Annotated in this window: 18 protein-coding genes; 7 read left to right on the top strand and 11 right to left on the bottom strand. The window is 34.0% G+C overall.

Annotated elements, in window-relative coordinates; all coding sequences use genetic code 11:
• Positions 1-131 precede the first annotated feature (131 nt).
• The 4 genes from BUB48_RS19075 to BUB48_RS04805 form a co-directional block, all read right to left on the bottom strand.
• Positions 132-323: an ATP-binding cassette domain-containing protein gene (locus BUB48_RS19075; RefSeq protein ID WP_084524378.1), complete on the bottom strand. Its 192-nt coding sequence runs from the start codon at positions 321-323 to the stop codon at positions 132-134.
• A 582-nt stretch (positions 324-905) separates the two neighbouring features.
• The gene (locus tag BUB48_RS19070; RefSeq protein WP_408631038.1) at positions 906-1,166 is read right to left on the bottom strand and encodes an ABC-2 family transporter protein; all 261 of its coding nucleotides are present in this window, start codon (positions 1,164-1,166) and stop codon (positions 906-908) included.
• 1,244 nt (positions 1,167-2,410) lie between these two features.
• A complete protein-coding gene (locus BUB48_RS04810; protein ID WP_073025114.1) occupies positions 2,411-2,671 on the bottom strand; it encodes a hypothetical protein in 261 nt (86 codons plus the stop codon).
• Positions 2,672-2,816: 145 nt separating this feature from the next.
• Complete coding sequence (locus BUB48_RS04805; protein WP_073025113.1) at positions 2,817-3,995, bottom strand: trans-sulfuration enzyme family protein; 1,179 nt, start codon at positions 3,993-3,995, stop codon at positions 2,817-2,819.
• 178 nt (positions 3,996-4,173) lie between these two features.
• Here BUB48_RS04805 and BUB48_RS04800 point away from each other — a divergent pair, with 178 nt between their 5' ends.
• Positions 4,174-5,076 carry a LysR family transcriptional regulator gene (locus BUB48_RS04800; RefSeq protein WP_073025112.1) on the top strand — a complete coding sequence of 301 codons (903 nt, stop codon included), beginning with the start codon at positions 4,174-4,176 and terminating at the stop codon, positions 5,074-5,076.
• 201 nt (positions 5,077-5,277) lie between these two features.
• Positions 5,278-6,234, top strand: coding sequence for a biotin synthase BioB (bioB, locus tag BUB48_RS04795; RefSeq protein ID WP_073025111.1), 957 nt, complete (start codon positions 5,278-5,280; stop codon positions 6,232-6,234).
• Positions 6,235-6,448: 214 nt separating this feature from the next.
• Here the strand turns inward: bioB and BUB48_RS18475 are convergent, their stop codons facing one another.
• Positions 6,449-6,643: an MBL fold metallo-hydrolase gene (locus BUB48_RS18475; RefSeq protein WP_242944167.1), complete on the bottom strand. Its 195-nt coding sequence runs from the start codon at positions 6,641-6,643 to the stop codon at positions 6,449-6,451.
• Between the two features lie 12 nt (positions 6,644-6,655).
• Positions 6,656-6,958 (bottom strand): hypothetical protein, encoded by a 303-nt coding sequence (locus BUB48_RS18470; protein ID WP_242944166.1) that lies wholly within the window; start codon positions 6,956-6,958, stop codon positions 6,656-6,658.
• 652 nt (positions 6,959-7,610) lie between these two features.
• Between BUB48_RS18470 and BUB48_RS04785 the strand changes: the two genes are divergently transcribed.
• The 4 genes from BUB48_RS04785 (at position 7,611) to BUB48_RS04770 (ending at position 13,271) form a co-directional block, all read left to right on the top strand.
• Positions 7,611-8,315, top strand: coding sequence for a response regulator transcription factor (locus BUB48_RS04785; RefSeq protein ID WP_073025110.1), 705 nt, complete (start codon positions 7,611-7,613; stop codon positions 8,313-8,315).
• Positions 8,316-9,737: a HAMP domain-containing sensor histidine kinase gene (locus BUB48_RS04780; RefSeq protein ID WP_073025109.1), complete on the top strand. Its 1,422-nt coding sequence runs from the start codon at positions 8,316-8,318 to the stop codon at positions 9,735-9,737.
• A gap of 253 nt (positions 9,738-9,990) precedes the next feature.
• On the top strand, positions 9,991-12,468 hold the full coding sequence (locus BUB48_RS04775) for an ABC transporter permease (RefSeq protein WP_175548364.1): 2,478 nt from the start codon (positions 9,991-9,993) through the stop codon (positions 12,466-12,468).
• A gap of 20 nt (positions 12,469-12,488) precedes the next feature.
• Positions 12,489-13,271 carry an ABC transporter ATP-binding protein gene (locus BUB48_RS04770; protein ID WP_084524376.1) on the top strand — a complete coding sequence of 261 codons (783 nt, stop codon included), beginning with the start codon at positions 12,489-12,491 and terminating at the stop codon, positions 13,269-13,271.
• Between the two features lie 105 nt (positions 13,272-13,376).
• Here the strand turns inward: BUB48_RS04770 and BUB48_RS04765 are convergent, their stop codons facing one another.
• The 5 genes from BUB48_RS04765 to BUB48_RS04745 form a co-directional block, all read right to left on the bottom strand.
• Entirely contained in the window at positions 13,377-14,063 is a 687-nt protein-coding gene (locus BUB48_RS04765; RefSeq protein ID WP_073025260.1) for a dihydrofolate reductase family protein, read from the bottom strand.
• A gap of 75 nt (positions 14,064-14,138) precedes the next feature.
• Positions 14,139-14,972 (bottom strand): AraC family transcriptional regulator, encoded by an 834-nt coding sequence (locus tag BUB48_RS04760; protein WP_073025259.1) that lies wholly within the window; start codon positions 14,970-14,972, stop codon positions 14,139-14,141.
• Positions 14,973-15,110: 138 nt separating this feature from the next.
• The gene (locus BUB48_RS04755) at positions 15,111-15,818 is read right to left on the bottom strand and encodes a phosphotransferase (protein ID WP_073025108.1); all 708 of its coding nucleotides are present in this window, start codon (positions 15,816-15,818) and stop codon (positions 15,111-15,113) included.
• 108 nt (positions 15,819-15,926) lie between these two features.
• Positions 15,927-16,577: a class I SAM-dependent methyltransferase gene (locus tag BUB48_RS04750; protein ID WP_073025107.1), complete on the bottom strand. Its 651-nt coding sequence runs from the start codon at positions 16,575-16,577 to the stop codon at positions 15,927-15,929.
• 378 nt (positions 16,578-16,955) lie between these two features.
• Positions 16,956-17,552, bottom strand: a complete 597-nt coding sequence (locus tag BUB48_RS04745; RefSeq protein WP_073025106.1) for a DUF3793 family protein — start codon at positions 17,550-17,552, stop codon at positions 16,956-16,958.
• Between the two features lie 769 nt (positions 17,553-18,321).
• On the opposite strand from BUB48_RS04745, the gene BUB48_RS17525 reads away from it, so the two are divergent.
• Positions 18,322-18,873: a hypothetical protein gene (locus BUB48_RS17525; RefSeq protein WP_084524374.1), complete on the top strand. Its 552-nt coding sequence runs from the start codon at positions 18,322-18,324 to the stop codon at positions 18,871-18,873.
• Positions 18,874-18,877 lie beyond the last annotated feature (4 nt).

Below are 18,877 nucleotides of genomic sequence, written 5' to 3'. Positions count from 1 at the left end.
CATAGTTTCAACGATATTGTTTCGATATGACATTCATTATCCAGAAAATCCAATTTATCATTAAAATTTTTATCGTTTATATCGTATATTTTTTACAATGCTTTAAAACTTTCTATAACGGGTAAATCCCATCACAACGTTGAGCGTTGTCCCCAAATAACGCCTATGTTTTTTACGTGTTCAACCCTGTTTCTCCATGGCGTAATTTTGTTTACATATACTTCCCCACAGGATGGCTTCAAAATTCCAATCATTAATTTTATCAATGTTGATTTTCCTGCTCCATTAAATCCTATAATTGCATATTGATCAAAATCAGGTATTGTTCAATCAATATTGTTTAATGCTAATATCTTATTTTTCTTAAAAGAAAAAAAAGCCATTTGTTTTCTTCATTTTATAGAAATAGGAAAGATTGTTTATCTCAATCATTATACTCCTCCTTTAGTTATTAATGCTATTGTAGCACCTCATGAAATATAAAAATATATGTCTTGATATATATATGCATGTAATTCCTACAACCAGTGGCATTACTGCAAAATAATAATTTAAATCATTAATTGCTTTTAAAAACAATATATGCTTCATGGGTATATGTACCGTACATCTAATTGCTATGAAATACATAAACATATATCTATAATCTTATTTAAATAATCAATGGGGTAAAACCCAATTTTTGAAGTAGAATCAATAAAAACATCAGAGAAGAAATTCTTTTCGATTGTAACAAAACATATGGAGGCATAAACCAACAACAATGCAATAAACAGCAATAGAGTTCCTGTAAAGGATGATAAACAAATAACATCATTATTTTTATGCTCACAATTAATTCATTTCTTATTATGCACTAAGCTCAAAACTAATACTAATAAATATTGCGCTAATCCGGCAAGCCTTCATAGATAAAATTGGCTACCAAAGATCTGTAGTATTATAGAATGAGGCCTTATGTAAAATACATCTAAATCCCCTGTTAGAATTAATTTTTGAAAATTATCAAATGCTCTTCCTATCATTCTGGAGCTATTGTATGCTAATCCAACTATTCCATATAACACACCTAAGTGATATATGTTCCAGTTATCAATAGAATTAAACCTTTTAAACAACACGCTTATGCCTACAAAAGGTATCAACGTATAAACAAACCTAATCATCATTTAAGACCAAAAATCAACGGTATATGAAAGTTGTGATTTAATGTCATAACTTACATATAAAAAATAAATGGAAAACTTTTCTTTCTATTTATTTAAGAATTTCATATTACACTCCTTTAACCGCTAAAGTAATCACAATGTACAGGCACTTTTTTAAATAAAGATTTACCTAACAAATAAAATGGAAAGCACCAAATTACTTGCATAGATATAACATGTAAAAAACTCTCTAAATTCAAATAAACTTTTATCGGTGCATCAACTAGCAGTGCAAAGAGAGACCATTTTAACATTTTTGTCAAATAATCCGGCCATAAAATCAGTGGGACCAAAGTACCCGATAAAAGGGCGCTGAACCCTCTGAAGTAAAGCCTTGATGCCACTATAATTTAATGTCACAAAGATTATGCAAAAAAAAAACACATTTGCTATTAGAACTGAAAGTACTATGCTTAACAAGAATGAAACCATGAATTGAATTATTCGACCTGAGCTATTGAAAATTAATATGTTGCACATAAAACCAATTACAAAGATATGTAATACTTGAATACAGTATATTAATGAGTTACCCATTTCTTGTAAAAAAGTTTGATGGAACAAATCCATTGGGCGTATAAAATACTTAACTACTTTTCCATTTTTAACGTTTTCAGCGAATTCAGGCACTCTGGCTACTTCTAAGCAATTATATATGGCTGTTGAGAAAATAACATATATGATTGCTTGACTCCATAATTCTTCATTATAAGCGTACTTATATCAAAAGACATGAATGATTGATATTTGAATTAATATGGATAAAAACAGAAAAAACAGATTTAACAAAAAACTAGTCTTGTATTGGGAAATCTTTTTTAATTCTACCAATGACAAATAGATCTTACTCACCAAGTTATCAACCTACTTTTTAAGTTTCTAATTAAGCAAAAATGTACATAAAATGGAATTAATATTACACTTTATGTACATTCCCAATTGACTTTCAAGATTTTTGTGTGCATTTATAACTTTAACCTATATGTATCAAAAACGTCAATAATTTCTTTGGTGATATTTTGTAATTTTTATAATATCCTGTATCATATCGCTTATACATAACATTCTCTGCAATAATCTTTTTTAGCTGTTATCCTCACAATCAATTCAATAATACTCTCAGAAGCAAAATAACCTCTTTCCTTTTCATTTATATATGCACAACATCATTTTGATTAATCGTAAATCTCTGATTTTCCGTCTTAATAAAAATAGTTTCTTTTTTTCTTACTTCTGCTTTCAACTTCCATTGCTACACACATAAAAACTCTGCATATTTCATTCTTTTCTCCCAAAACTCTGGCGATAACAATTCCATTTATTGTCTCCATGTATATATTAATAAATACCGGATTATATTTCTTTTCTGATTCAACCATATTGGAATAAACGCCTTTGAAATGGACCAATATTGAAAATATATTCAATCCAAGCAAAAGAAAAAGAAGCTCTGAAATTTTCATAAGAGCTTCTTTTCATTATTTTATATTATTGAATCTCTCCAAGCTTCTAGCATCATCTTGCTTCACATGCTTTTGCTTCATCATATCTTTAATCAGCCTTTTTTAACAAAGAAAGTAATTAATTATTATCTTTGATAAGACTTATTTATACTAATTTACAAGATGCAAATGCTTGCTGTAGATCATCTATCAAATCCTCTGCCTCTTCCAAACCTATGCTAAAACGGAAGAAGCCTTCACGAAAAATTTGAGGATAGTAAGGCAGCTTATCGCTTTCTTTATCATAGTAAACAATCAAACTTTCGATATCACCTAAAGATACTGCATGAGTAACCAGTTTTAACTCATTTAGAAATTGCAGGTGCACCCTTTCATCTCCTCTAATATCAAAGGCTATCATACCGGAATACTGACCTTTCATCAACTCCTTCGCTAGATTATTTTGGGGATGACTTTTTAAGCCTGGATACCAAACAAATCTAACTGCAGGACTTTTCTCTAAAAATTCAGCTACCGCCAAAGCAGTACGGCTATGTTGGGCCATCCGCATAGGGAGCGTTGCCAATCCCCTGGCAATCAGCCATGCATTGAAAGGACTCAGAACTCCTCCGAAATTCACCATGGCAATTTCCTTTACCTGTGATATCAGCTCTTTTTTACCAAGTACGCATCCTCCAAGCGAATCGCCATGTCCATTGATATACTTTGTCATACTATGAATTTCTAAATCTGCTCCCAATTGTAGAGGAAAAATGCTTATGGGGCCTGCAAAGGTAGCATCCACAGAAAGCAAAGCACCAGCAGAATGTGCCAATGATGCAATTGCACGTATATCGCTTATTTCTGTAGTTGGATTTCCAGGTGTTTCTATATGAATCAAACGTGTGTTGGGACGAATCGCAGCACATACAGCCTCCGTATCAGTTGAATCCAAAAAAGTAACCTCTATGTTGTACTTTTCTGGCAAGTACTTATCCAGCAGCAATTTTGTTGCACTATAACATACTTTGGAAACAATCACATGATCACCTGTATTCAAAAATGATACAAACACAGCAGCAAGAGCAGCAACACCACTTGCAAATATTGCACAGTCTTCTGCACCAGTCAAGGCACAGAGTTTGTCTTGTAAAACCATTTGGTTAACATTGCGATTTCTAGAATAAATGTAACTCTCCGTTCCACTCCAATCCACAGGAGTGCCATCTGTATGAATGCGATAATTGGAAGTCATATAAATTGGCTCATTAATGGCTCCAAATATATCGTCTTTTCGATTGCCTCCATGTACAGCAATGGTTTGCATTCTCATGAATCGATTCATTTAATGTTCACTCCTTTTTCATCATATTGTAGAAAAATAGTTTTTCTCTTTAGAAGCATCTTAACACGATAATATCAATCTGTAAAACAAATGATTTTTATTATTTCAATCACTATTTTTGATTGATTTAGCAATCAGAGTATTGTATCATGTAATCAAAATATATCTGGAGGTTAATATGGAAATTCGGAATCTAAATACCTTTCTAAAAGTAGCTGCTCTTCAAAACTTTACACAAGCAGCTCGGGAATTAGGATATTCACAGTCAAATGTGAGCGCACAAATTCAACAACTGGAGTTGGAAATAGGTGCTCCATTGTTTAACAGAATCGGTCGTAGTGTCTCACTTACTCAATACGGAGAAGAGTTATTGCCCTATGCGCGTCAAATCGTATCCACCGCATTACACATGGAAAACTTCTTAAAATCTGAAGAATCCCTTGGTGGTACTGTACGAATAGGTGTAGTAGAGTCTATTTTCAACTTATTCATGGAAGACACAATTATTAATTACCACAAACGTTTTCCCCGTGTAAAAGTTGAATTAACGGTAGATGCTACAGCAACATTGAAAAGCAAATTGCAATGTGGCCTGTTGGATGCAGCTTGTCTCATTGATGATCCATTACCGAAAACAGAATGGCATTGCTGGCATAAAGTCGACGTCCCTATTGTGGTTGTGGCAAACCCATTACATCCACTTTCCCGTCTAGACAAAATAAACCTTGAAGATTTATCCGGATATGATTTCATTTTGATGGAGGAGTCTGCACCCTACAGCATAAATTTTCAACATATTATGGCAGCTCATCACATCGAACTTCATACATTTTTAAAGATGCAAAGCGCGGATATGGCACGAAGGATGGTTGAAAAAGATATGTTCCTGTCTGTTCTTCCCTATTATACTGTGCGGACTTCTGTGGAGCATGGAAAAATTCATATTCTGAACATTCCAGAAACAAATCAGACACAATCTGTACAAATGGTTCTCCATATCAACAAGATTATGACGCCTCAAATAGAAGGATTTATGGAGGAATTGCGAGATGTTCTTCATAAAATAATTGATGCAGAGTAAAATGCGTTGTTTTCTTAAATAGGCTATTTTTATGACTCCATATTGTAAACTTATTGATTGTATATAGTTGACAATATTATCTTTTTCATATATACTTCCTTATGTGTTGAAGACTTATTCAATAAAATGAATCATGTATTCAAAATTATTCTCAAAGCAAATATTTGTTTCTACTTCAATACTTATCAGGAGGATATAAATATGAAGAGATTAGCAAAAGAAATCATAGCTGGAAGACGTTTACAAAGAGATGAAGATTTCAATATCTTTTTAACTGCAGAGTTGAATGAATTATTGGAAGGCGCAAATATGATTCGGAAGGAATTATGCGGAAACAAGGTAGACCTTTGTGCCATAATCAATGGCCGAAGCGGTAATTGCAGCGAAAATTGCAAATTCTGTGCTCAATCAGTTTACCATCATACAGGAATAGACAAGCATGAGTTTTTAGATCCTGAAGTGATCTTGGAGGATTGTAAGAAAAATGAGGCTAACGGTGTACATCGTTATTCTATCGTAACTTCCGGCAGAGCCCTGCTGGGTAAAGATTTTGATAAAGCCATAGAGTCATATAGGAAAATGAAAGATGAATGTAACATAGAGCTTTGCGCTTCACATGGTCTTATTGGAGAAGAAGAGTTTGCTCGTTTAAAAGATGCAGGTGTATCCATGTACCATGCAAATATTGAAACCTCAAAAAGATATTTTCCTAATGTTTGCACTACTCATACATATGAGGATAAAACAAATACAATAATGCTTGCTAAAAAGGCAGGCCTTAGGGTTTGTTCCGGCTGCATCATTGGAATGGGAGAGACTTGGTATGACCGAATCGATATGGCTTTAAGCCTATCTGAACTACAGGTAGATTCTATTCCAATAAATGTTTTAATGCCCATCAAAGGAACCTGTTATGAAAGTTTGGAGCCCCTTTCAGAGGATGACATTCTAAGGACAATCGCCATCTTTCGATACATAAATCCTAATGCATATATTCGCATGGCAGCAGGCAGAATCTATTTCAAGGACGGTGGTGCCAAAACCTTCCTGTCCGGTGTAAATGCCACAATAACCGGTGACATGTTGACCACAGTAGGTAATAATACCATACAGGACAAGAAAATGTTGACTGACCTTGGCTTTGATATTTCAAGATAACAATCAACATTTTACCCTTATCCTCCATGGTTCACTGCGATACTTTATATAAGGTACTCCATTATCTATTGGAACTGTGACAATTCAAAATTTCCATATGCTTTTGTTTTTTTATTTTCATGGATGTCAGCAATAAGATTTGACCCACATTGGCCACATGTATATCAAAAAAACTAGGTTTATGTCATGCTCTCTTTAGGTATTGGGTATCGGTTTATTTAAGTGGATATAACTTTAACTTTTCTAATCTATGTATGTTTTTCTCTAAATCTTCTTTCATAAAGGCTTTGCCATGGGATGGATATATAATTGCAGGATTATGATTGATGATTACTTGCCATGATTTCCTATAATCTTCTAATCTTCCAGCCCATATGCCTATTCTATGGATGCTTGGGAAAACATTCATTGCAGCATCACCTCAAAACAACGAGCCAACTTTTAATATCAGTCCGATAGAATCTTTCGTATGTCCAGGTAAATATAGGACAGTGCCATATAACTGTTCTGCAACAATAGGCTTTGTGTTTTCCTCTAATATAATATATCTTTCATGCCTGTCAACGATTAGGAACCCATGTTCCCCCTTCCCAAGCAATTTCAAAATTCTGCAAAATGTCAAAGCCATATAGCTTGTACATCCACTGTCAAATGAATTCTGTCCTTTTCGCAATCTATCTACAGCCAGAGGATGCAATATGACCTTTGCATCAGAGTTATCCAAAATCTCATTTAAAAACCGTCATGATCATTATAGGCATGTGTTAGTAGAATATATGAAATATCTCTTATCTGAATATTATGTTCTCTCAATTTTCTACTGAAACTTTTAAATGCTCCGGATAACCAGTGTCTATCAATAAATATCCATTATCAAGCCTTATAATGTAGTTGTTGCATACCTTATTGCCAACATTAATAATCTCCAAACAATCAACCCCTTCAGTTTTTCTTTAATAACTTTATGTATTAAATCCACAGACATTTAATTTCTCTCAATTACAGTATAATCATCTAACCAATCTTGTCATCAATGTTATGATACATTTTCAGTATAATTTAATAAATTCTATTTTTAAAATCAAACCTTAACATTCCATACAAATCCCTCATAGATTGATTCTTTGTATATCTGAATCAAGGTTTCGAAATTGTGTGTTACTATATACAATAAGTTTAACCAGTGCTACTGCCTTTGTTTTATTTACTTTTCTGTATATGATTTACAAAACATACATAAAGGATATGCTTTATATGTACTTTTCATAATGACAGTCAGAAAGATTGCTTGACATTATGATGCATTTTGGTCATTTTTAGGTTATACTGAAGGATGAACATAAACCTATTGACAAATACAGAAAGGATACAGGATTATGAGAAGTAAAGTTTTGTTGGTAGATGATGAAAAGGATATTGTTGATCTTCTGGAAGAAGTTCTAAAGAAGGATGGAAATTATGAAATCCAGAAGGCATATACTGGAGAACAAGCTTTAAAAATATGCCATGACTTCCAACCGGAAGTGATTGTGTTGGATGTTATGCTTCCAGATATGGACGGTCTGGAAATATGCAAAAAAATTAGGGAGTATTCTTACTGCTCTATTCTATTTCTTTCTTCCAGAAGTGATGATATCGACAAAATCCTTGGACTATCCAGTGGGGGTGATGACTATATTACAAAACCCTTCAGTCCGAGAGAAGTAGTTTACCGTATAAAAGCCCAGCTTAGGCGGCAGCATTATAATCAGACAAAAGCAGATAATCAATCTCTCTCTTTACAAGTAGGGCCTTTGAAGATACATAAGGAAAGTTGCCGTGTATTTAAAAATGGAAAAGAGATTGAATTGACCGGTAGAGAGTTTTTACTTTTGAGTTATTTGGCAGAAAATGTAAACAAAATCATTAGCAAAGAGCAATTATATGAACAGGTTTGGGGTGAATACAGCTGCATTTGCGACAATGCAATTATGGTACATATAAGACATATTCGGGAAAAAATAGAAGATGATCCCTCAAACCCAAAACAACTCATAACTATTAAGGGGCTTGGATATAAATTGAGAAAGGATATCGATTAGATGAAGAAGTCCGGTTATCGAACAAGTTTTCATATATACATAATTTTTTGCCTTTCTTTACTGGTAATCTTCATCCTTGCCTCTTGTTTCTTTTTCTCGCTTTTTTCTGTGCAAAAAGGCGACGGATCTACCGTAGTCAATAACTGGGTTATTGATTTTACAGAAAACTTTAAAAGTCAAATTGTCTTCATCAACAATGAACCCCTTATCACTCAAACAGCTATGACACAGTTGCAAGAAGAAAGGATTGGTCTTCAGATACTAAATGAACAAGGACAAGAGCTGTATAGCTACCAAAAACCAACGCAAGCAAAAATAAGCTATTCTAATATAGATTTTTTAAAACTGTATCATTTTGGGTATCTGGAAAATAGAGAAACCACAGCTTTTATTGGGACTTTATCTAATAACGGTACATTATATTCCTATATCTTATATTTTCCATTTAAAATAGCAAAAGTGACAATGTATCTAAATGGAGAAAATTTTACCTACGGAAAAACCATTTTTCTTATTTGCATGAGCACAACCCTTATTTTAATCATTATCTCAGGATTATTGTACGGCTTCTGGATAACACGAAACATCAGCAAGCTTACAGATTCAATCAAGGAAATTCCAAATAGAACTTACCTTCCTCTTCATAAAAAAGGTGCTTTTGCTGATATATACGAAAGTATAAATGCGTTATATGAAGAAATTAAGAATGCTGACCAACTTTGCAAGGAAACAGAACGGCTACGAGAGGAATGGATTGCAAACATAACCCATGATCTGAAAACTCCCCTCTCCCCAATCCGAGGATATGCAGAAATTCTATCAGAGGACGGCTCTGTAAGCATAGAACAGAGAAAACGCTATTCACAAATAATCCTGAAAAATGTTGAATATACTGAAAAGCTTCTAAACGATTTAAAATTAACTTATCAATTAGAAAGTGGCATGATTCCCTTTAATCCGTCCAACGGAAACATTGTGCGCTTTCTAAGGGAAACAATTATTGATATTCTAAATACACCAGAATATGAAAACCGTATCATTCATTTTGAAAGTGATTATGGAGAAATTATCTGCTCTTTTGATTCTACTCTACTTATGCGAGCTTTCAAAAACCTAATTATCAATGCTTTTGTTCATGGAAACCAGAATACGGAAGTTACGCTACAAGTAAAAAAGTCAGACAGCAGCTTAACAATCATTGTTTCAGATAATGGAAATGGAATGTCCAAGGAGGAAACAGCAAAGTTATTTAATCGTTATTATCGAGGGACAAATACAGATCAAAAAACAGAGGGTACCGGCTTAGGCCTTGCGATTGCTAAAGGCATTATAGAAACCCATGGTGGTACTATTTCCGTATCAAGCACCTTGGGATACGGTACTACATTTGAAATACTTCTCCCTGCTATTAAGATTGATTAAGCTTGATTAAGGTTAATTAAGTTTCTCTAAAAGATTGATTAAGGTTGACAGAGTATCATGTAACCATGATAGCTGTCAACCTTTTCTTACATAAGGAGGTGAAAAAAGCAAAGCATGCTCGAAAATATTTAATACAGTATGCGTTAACCAACCCTTTGAGCTACATGTTGTTCCAGGAGTTAAGCTCATCTGTTATACAGTAAGAAAACAAAGAAATACACTAACAAACCATAACTGAAAGTGGGTGTTTATTTTGACAATTATTCTGAAATACATTCTTACAAACTTAAAAGAACACAAGCTGCGTACTTCCGTCATGTTATTATCCATTTTATTATCAACCATCCTGCTGTTTGTCTCTCTATCCATTGGAGCTTCCTATGAAAGCGCTCAAAAAAAGATGGCTCGTGGTATGACAGGAAGTGCCACCATTTCCGTAACAACCAAAGATAGCGCTACAGGAATCAGTTTAGATGATATTCCTGATTTGCCAGAGATAGGTGTAAAAGTTGGCATAATAACAGGCTCTGCTATTTACCACAAAGAAGGATATTATGAATCCATGGATCTTATTGCAGCGGAAATAAAAGCACTTAATCAGATCAATAAACTACGTTTGGTAAACGGAGAAGAAATCACCGATTTTTCAGGTAATCAAGTAATCCTACCAGATAGATTTACATCAAAGTTTAGCATTGAAAAGGGTGATTTAATTACCTTACAGGTGAAAGGCATGCCTGTTACATTTGAAGTAGGAGAAATAGCTGCATATGATACAATCTTCCTGCGCCAAACAAGAGGTACAACTGCCCTTTTTCCCCTTGACACACTGAGAAAACTTGTAAGCCAGACAGATGGGTATAATGAAATATTGATAGAACCTGCAAAAGGAGTTACAACAGCAGAATTAAAAAACGCCTTACAAAACAATATGCCAAACCACATATATGATATATCAGAAATCGTAAATGAGGCACAAATTGCGGCAGATGCCCGGCAAAAATCCATGCCATTTTTCCTTATCAGCTTTTTTGCTCTTACAATTAGCGTTTTTATTATCTACAGCAGTTACAAAGTCGTAACCTTAGATAGACTTCCCATTATTGGCACTTTTCGCAGTATTGGAGCTACAGAAAAAGAAGTTACAAAGGTTTTTCTATTTGAAAGCTTGATTTATGGACTTTTAGGCGGTCTGTTTGGCATTCCTATAGGTATGCTTATATTGAAGTTCATTTTACGTGGAATAGGAAAAACACTATCTAATGGCATTGAAATTCCGGTTATCATCTCTCCTTTAAGTATTATTCTTCCTTTTGCTGTAGCCATGGTAGTCTCAATATCAAGCTCATGGCTGCCTATAAGGCGAGCAAGCCGCTTACCAATCAAGGATATAGTTCTTGGTAGGGTTGATGAAAAGCATGTCTCGAATAAGGCTACTATACTTATTGGGATTGTGCTGTTTATCATATCCATTATTCTACCAAGAATCGCACCAAAGAGTATGCTATATCCGGCAGGTGGTTTTTCATTACTTGGACTGATTACAGCTGCAATTCTTAACATTCCTCTTATCACCAACCTGATTTCATCTGGAATGGAGCGGTTATATGAAGTTATTTTTAAAGGCGAAGGCAAATTGTCTGCCAGAAATATACGTGATAATAAAAATGTAACACAAAACATAGCATTGCTATTTATCAGTTTATCTGCAGTTATCGTTATAAGCGTTGTTGGCAATTTTGTTACCACGTACATCATCGATGTGTTTCATGGTGCAGAATTAGATGGTTTGGCTAACGGCGACATGGATCAGAGTTTTGTAGAGAAAGTACGAAATATGGATGGTATTAAAAAAATACTTCCCATTTATATAATGGAAAATTCTGTTCAAGCAAATAGAAACAACCTCATCAGATTGGAAGCAACAGACAATCTGGACTGGTATAGCTCCATGTTTGCACTTAATTATTCTAATGGCCTGTTGGAACAAGCCTTTTATGAATTTCATCATGAGAGAAACATTCTGTTGAGTGAAAACTGCATGGATCGGACTGGAATTTCTGTAAATGATATAATTTCCCTTTCCTACAATGGGATGGAGTATAGATATAGGGTTATTGGCAGTTTCAAATCGAGAGCTACTGATGCGGAAGCTGTCATCCCATCTTATTATGCTACACAGGATTTTGGTATGCAAACATATAAACTTCTCGCATATACCGCTGTGGACCCTGAGGCAATTATAATCCAGATACGAGACTTATTTGGAGAAACCCCAAATTGGAGCCGGACAGTAAAGGAATTTACAACAGATGCACTTGCTACAGTAGAAGCCTTTTTACAGCCCATGCATAGTATGACATGGCTTATTCTGCTATTAGCAACTGTAGGTGTAATTAACAATCTCTTGATTAATTATATCCAAAAGCGCCGTTCAATTGCCATGTATAAATCAGTAGGGCTTAGTAACCGACAGAATATTCAAATTACTTTACTTGAAGGGTTTTCCTCTGGTTTGATTGGTGCAGTTATTGCAGTTTTTGTTTCCTATTTGGAAATACAAACAATTTTTCTAGTAGCTGGCCCCAAAATTACGATGGTGCCGGAACTTAAACACTCCACTTTTATTTTAGCGGGAATTGCCGGAATTGTTATAAATCTAATAGGATCTGTGGCTCCTATTCTTAAAAGCCACCAGATGAAATTAGTAGAAGAAATCAAGTTTGAATAGCAAATAGGAGGATCAGAATTATGAAAACATTAAACTCACAAGTTGCAATAGAAGGTAAAAACATCGTTAAATATTTTCCTTCAGGCGAAACTAATACAAAAGTATTACAGGGAATCTCCCTTAAAATCATGCAGGGAGAATTTATCTCGATTATGGGACCATCTGGTTCCGGCAAAAGTACATTGCTATATATTTTAAGCGGGCTTGATTCGCCTACAAGTGGCTCCGTCTATATAAACGGAACTGACATTTCTCACTTTCAGGATGAGAAAATGAGCCGTATGAGAAGACAGCAGGTTGGATTTGTATTCCAATTTTATAACCTAATACCTAACCTTAATGTTGAAGAAAATATAATGCTTCCCCTTTTACTGGATGGAAAGAAGATCCGGGATTATAGGAAGCAACTGGATCATATTTTACAAATGGTCGGGCTTTTAAACAGGAGAAAACATACGCCTAGACAATTATCTGGAGGACAACAACAACGAGTAGCTATTGCACGCGCTTTAATCACCAACCCACAAATCCTTTTTGCAGATGAACCAACCGGAAATCTTGACAGCAAAACCGGCTTAGAGATTATTAACCTGCTAAAGACCATAAACCATGAATATGGTCAAACCATCATCATGGTAACCCATTCTCCAGAAGCTGCAAAAAGCAGTAACAGGATTATCATAATACAAGATGGGCTAATTATTGACAATGAATCGGGCGCATCTTATCTTCAATCATCTAATATCTACTCTCCTCCAATGTCCTCTGGCATGTTTTATGGCCATGAGCAGCACCAGGCATAATCAAGTTAGAAATCTCTTGTTATTATATCGTTTAGTGTTATGCATTCCTCAAATTACAATCAGGGATTGCACGCCAAACTCCAGCTTGCAATCCCATATACTTTATCAACCTATTACCTGATAGGTCAATCTAACATATGAATTTTCAAGAATTTTTAAGTCTTTCAGCTTTAAAACTCCAAGTTTATTAAGTTGGTCATGAGTGTTGATTGCCTCCCCGTCTATTAATGTAGGAGTATCTTTTCCCCCAACTAGAAGAGGTGCAATTACAATATCTACATAATCAAAGAGTTTTTTTCGTAAAAACTCACAATTCATCGTTCCTCCCGATTGTATCGTAAGCCGCTCAACCTGATACTTTTCTTTCAATATTTCCAAAAGCCCTGTCAAATCAAACCTATCTTGCTTTATTAATTTAAGATTATCTCTCTGCATATTTATAGCAGGATGTTCGGTATTATGTGTTACTATATAGAGGGAATTTACCCATTTACATATATAGTCTATCCCATTTTGTGTCAAGTGAGGTTTATTATCTATAATTACAAAATTGCATGAAATCTTCTTTTGTACATCAGTTTTATGGTTAACCCCTATTTTCTCCATAACACGCCCGGTGTTTAGAGACCACAAATCTGTTGTTTTTTCTATTTCGTAATATTGATAAACTCCTTCTTTTACTCCTGGAATTGTAGGCCAGTCTTTATCTGCATCAAGTACATCATTTGCTCCACTTGATATTTTTCCATCCACAGACATAAGCATAAACAAAGTAGTAGTCGGTCTTTTCATCTCCATTTTATCCCTTTCCCATAATCATGATGAAATGCTTCAAACCATTAAGCTTTTATATCAGTAAACAGCTTTCTAAACTCTTTCTACAGGTATCCAAATTTCACAATAATAGTCATCGGGATTATCACAGGGTGGAGTATACATTTCAATGTTATAGTTTCCTGCAAGCTTATATTCTTTACAACTTGGCAACCATTCACTCCAAATTTTTGTATTGATATCTTGCAATGATTTTGGTAATTCTCCTCTACATGGGAATACTGCCCATGTTCCTGCAGGAAACACCCTGGTTTCATAGCCATCAGGAATCTCATTCCATGGCAAATAGTTGTCTGCTATCATATAATCCATTCTTATTCCATCACTATCCATACAGATTCCGTACATTCCGCATACAATCCTATCTTCGTTCTCATTATGCTCCTGCCAGAACTTTGGAATTTCATCGTAAGAAGTATCAATGTTGAAGTTTCTTATTTTACCCATAACAGTAAACTGGGCCTTTTCTACGATCTTATACTCTAGCATTGTACCACCCTCCAATGTTAATTTAATTCTTATCGGTGCTAAGGATTTTAGCTTTGCACCCTTTAATTTAGCTGCTGAAGGAGAAACACCATGAAATTTGGTGAACGCACGGGTAAAGCTGTCAGGAGAATCATAACCATATTTTATAGCAACATCAATTACCTTAACATCAGATTTGGAAAGTTCTTCTGCTGCTATACTAAGCCTACGGCACCTGATATACTCTCCTACTGTGAAACCGCACAGTACATTGAAAATTCTTTGAAAATGAAATGCTGAAACGCATGCTTTTTCAGCAATATCCTTGATATTCAGTTCCTCCGTAAGATTCTCCTCAATATATTCAATTGCATTCTGAATGCCTTCTATCCATCCAATCATACTATAATCTCCTTTCAGCTGTGGTTTCATTATAACTTTAACCTGAGAGCAATACCCGACTTATAATGCCATTTACTGCAAGTACCATTATAAAGGCCAGTTTATATAATTGGTATTCTTTTATCAACTGTATGTCTAAGGAGACATCTCATAGAAATGACATCTTTCTATTATAGATAAGAAAGGAGTGATATCCTCTTTACCTATAGCCATTTTGCCAAGATAATCCTCAGCTAATGTCCGTCTTATAGCCTGTATTGCATCAATATTATCCATATCATCTGGAAGGCTAGAATAGCCTACTAAATAATAGGTACGAGCTATATCATATTCCTTAGGCCCACGACAAATATTCATAAAATCTATAATTTTAATGCCTCCATCATTGTTAATCATAATGTTGCCTGGATGGAAGTCTCCATGGCACAAGGCATTACCGTCCGGTAAGTCATCAAGAGCTTTCAGAATAACCATATCTCTGTCCTTGATTATACTTCTGATAAAGTCCTTGTATGATTGAAGGCTGCTGCATTCATGCTCAAGTATTTCTTTGTGAGTATTCACCAAGGTCAAGATCACCATGTTATAACTAGAAGGATCCGTAAAATAGTCAATCAAGTTCCTTCCCTTGACCTTTTCGTATATTAATCCATGCCTGTTATCTATGTATATCTGCCCATAGCACATTGGTACCGAAATTTTCATGTTATTCAAAAGCTTTGCATTATTAAATTCAACATTAACACTTTCCAAAGGATACCCTGGATAAAAAAGTTTGCATACCTTGTCCTCACAATATTCGAATACTTCAGCCGTATTTCCTTTAGCTATTAGTTTCATCATTTTCTTTACTCCATGCTTCTTTCATATTAAATCAATTTCTTGACATCTAATATATAGTTTCATCTATGTAGGCTTCTTCATGTTTTAGTTAAGAAATCAAACTGGAACTTATCTGACAGCTTTGATAGTGTGTGTCGCTCCCCAGCGATTTAATATTTCAACGGAAGAGAAACCTGCAGACAAAAGGCATTCGATTTCATGATCTACACTAAGGGGAGTGTCATAATGATAGAACTCATTGTCTTCAATACCTTGTTCTTCTTTAAGGCGAAGCAGTTCCTTTCTGTGAAATGCTTCTTCTTCATTAGATAAAGAGAAGTAATCCGTAAGAATAAAATATCCTTTAGTCTTTAGAGATTTTCGCAGTTTTTCATATAGTGACATCTTTTCCGTCGCAGTGAAATGGTGCAACGATTCCACAGATACGGCCCCATCAAATTGGCAGGTTCCAAATGGTACATCAAAATATGAACCTAGAATCAGAGTCAATTCCTTATCATAAAACTTTTCTTTCAATCTGTTAAGCATACCAGGGGCCAAATCAATTCCAGTGACCTTTGCAGATGGATTAATCTGAAAATACCACTCTAATTCCAAGCCAGTTCCACAGCCAAGATCAATAATCCGACACCCCGGGCGAAGGGGAAGGCACTCAGCGGTATACTTATAAAATTCACGTGCCGAATCTATACAGTTCAACTGATGTTCATCGTAGATGTCCAGTCGGTTATCAAAGAACTCTCCCATTTTTTCAAGCATAGTATCACCTTCGCAAATACAAATTTACTATTTTGGAACCTATTTTTTCTACTATGATGACTACTTCTATTATCCATCGAAAAGCCTCACATAAATTATACTATAATTCTCATATAAATTAACTTGTTATAATTGTATATATAATTTTCTTTTTGTGCTTCAGAGTAAGTAAAATAGATATTACCAAGAGAATAACAATTATAAAAAGCTAGGCAGTGAGGTCATAAGCAAAACATTCATGATTCAATGGCCTAGCTTGTTTACACATTGATTTAATTGAAAATACATTTGGCAAAAACTTTCCTACCTTTGCTCTTGAACATGAAAAAAACATATCAAATAAATTACTTTACAGTATATCTGTTTGTAAATTAAAAATTAAATATAAACCAATACTTTCTCTGGTGTAAAATTTTGTAATAATGCTCTAACTTCATTTCTAGCGTCTAAAAACTCTCTGAATTTAATATCCGATAATTTGGGATTTCCATAGACCCTCCAACCATTTACCTTTGTTAACTTTAGAGAGGGGTGTCCCATAAATCCTATAATATCTTTTAAAGGATAACCTAAAAATACTCCTATTTCATCTGGAATATAACCAGTCTCCATCTTCTCTATCAAACACAATAGATAGTCGTTTAGATTATAATCCTTTGGATATCCAAGTTCCTCTAGAAATCTTCTATTTCTTTTATCCCTTAAACAATCATCTAAAGTTTTGGGGTTATAAAATAATACTTTTATACTGGTATCTCTATAATTAAATATTTTATATCGTATCTTTTTGCATTTCCCTATATGACTTTCTATTTTGCTAAGCTTACTTGCCCACTGAGAATCATGTTTTGGCAGACTAATTAACTCAGCTGGCTTTGAGCCTAATAGAACAGGTCCTAATGTCTCAACTATCTGACTCAAGAACTTATCGTCAGTTTTGTCCCGAAACACACATCTGTACTTTTGGTCAACCATTTTCTCCCCCTCCATCTTACTGTCATATGTTTTATGTAATTGATAATGATTATCATTTTCATATATAAATATTACCATATCTTCACGGCACTGTAAATGCTTTTATATTTATTTAGGAATAAATTGCTACAACGATCTATGATATCTATTTTGGCTTCAAATGTTTCTATCAAAATTTCTGCCTTCATAACCTGGTCTATTGTTCAAATTGTCAATATAAAACAAAAGCTGCAATAATAGCAGTTAATTATAATAAATACTTTCTCATATTTATCTACTTTGCGTAACTAAAATAGTAATAATATATGACGTAATAATACGTGAAATATAGGCACTGCTTATCTCTGTTTCAATGAACATTGAAAAGGCAAACTCATAAATTAATCGAAAACAATTATCACCTTTCATTGTGTTTTGAGTTATTTATTATAAAAAATATATGAATTATTTTTTATGAACCATTTTTCTCTTTTGGTTTTATTACAATATTAATCCTGATATTGTTAAATATATTACAATTTTCTTCTTGAAAATATAAAAATATTGTTACTGAATTGTGATCGTTTCACCATAGATATACAAATTTATAAGCAATTGTTGCATGATATTTCAAGAAAGTTTACGGACGGATGAGAATTCAAGAGGTCTTTATGCCTAGTAAACTAGGAAAGATTTAATCAAAACTATACTTTAAGCTGAAATGTATAATATTATAGAATTAAAGCATGTAAAAATATGTTTAAAATTAGCTTTTATTTGGGGGTATATAATGAGTTACCATACATATTGTAAAAAAGTTCACAAAGTTAATTTATTTTTGACCTTCTTTCTTATTACTTTAATTTTGACTCCTCTTATATATCTGCGAGGATTTCTTGCCAGCAAAACTTATATCATGTTTGGTTTAGTGGTTGCAGCACTTGCAATACTAAACTTTTTTATTCCTATATCAGATAAGGTAAAGGGTCTGTTGTTTGCATTGCTTCCTGCCACCGCTATTTCTTCATTATTTATTATTGATAATTTTGCTTTAAACAAGCATTATATCTTATTCTTTACAACTATAATGATCGCACTTTATTTTAATAAGCAATTGATAATGATTTTTGGTGCATTCATTAATATTTATATCTTTGCATTATATTTTTTAAGACCTACCAACTTTTTAGGTGCTGAACATAATATACCTTTGTTCCTTACAGTTTATTCCGTAATTTGCGGTACCTTAGCTGCTTTATACTTTTTATCCGATGCAGGCAATAAGCTCATCCTGAATGCTACAAGTAAGAACAGGAGGCACAAAAGCTTGTTCAACAATTAACAAC

It is taken from the genome of Lutispora thermophila DSM 19022, assembly GCF_900142105.1.
Taxonomy (GTDB): domain Bacteria; phylum Bacillota; class Clostridia; order Lutisporales; family Lutisporaceae; genus Lutispora; species Lutispora thermophila.
Note: the sequence above shows the minus strand (reverse complement) of the source record. Positions and strands in the feature narration are given on the sequence as shown.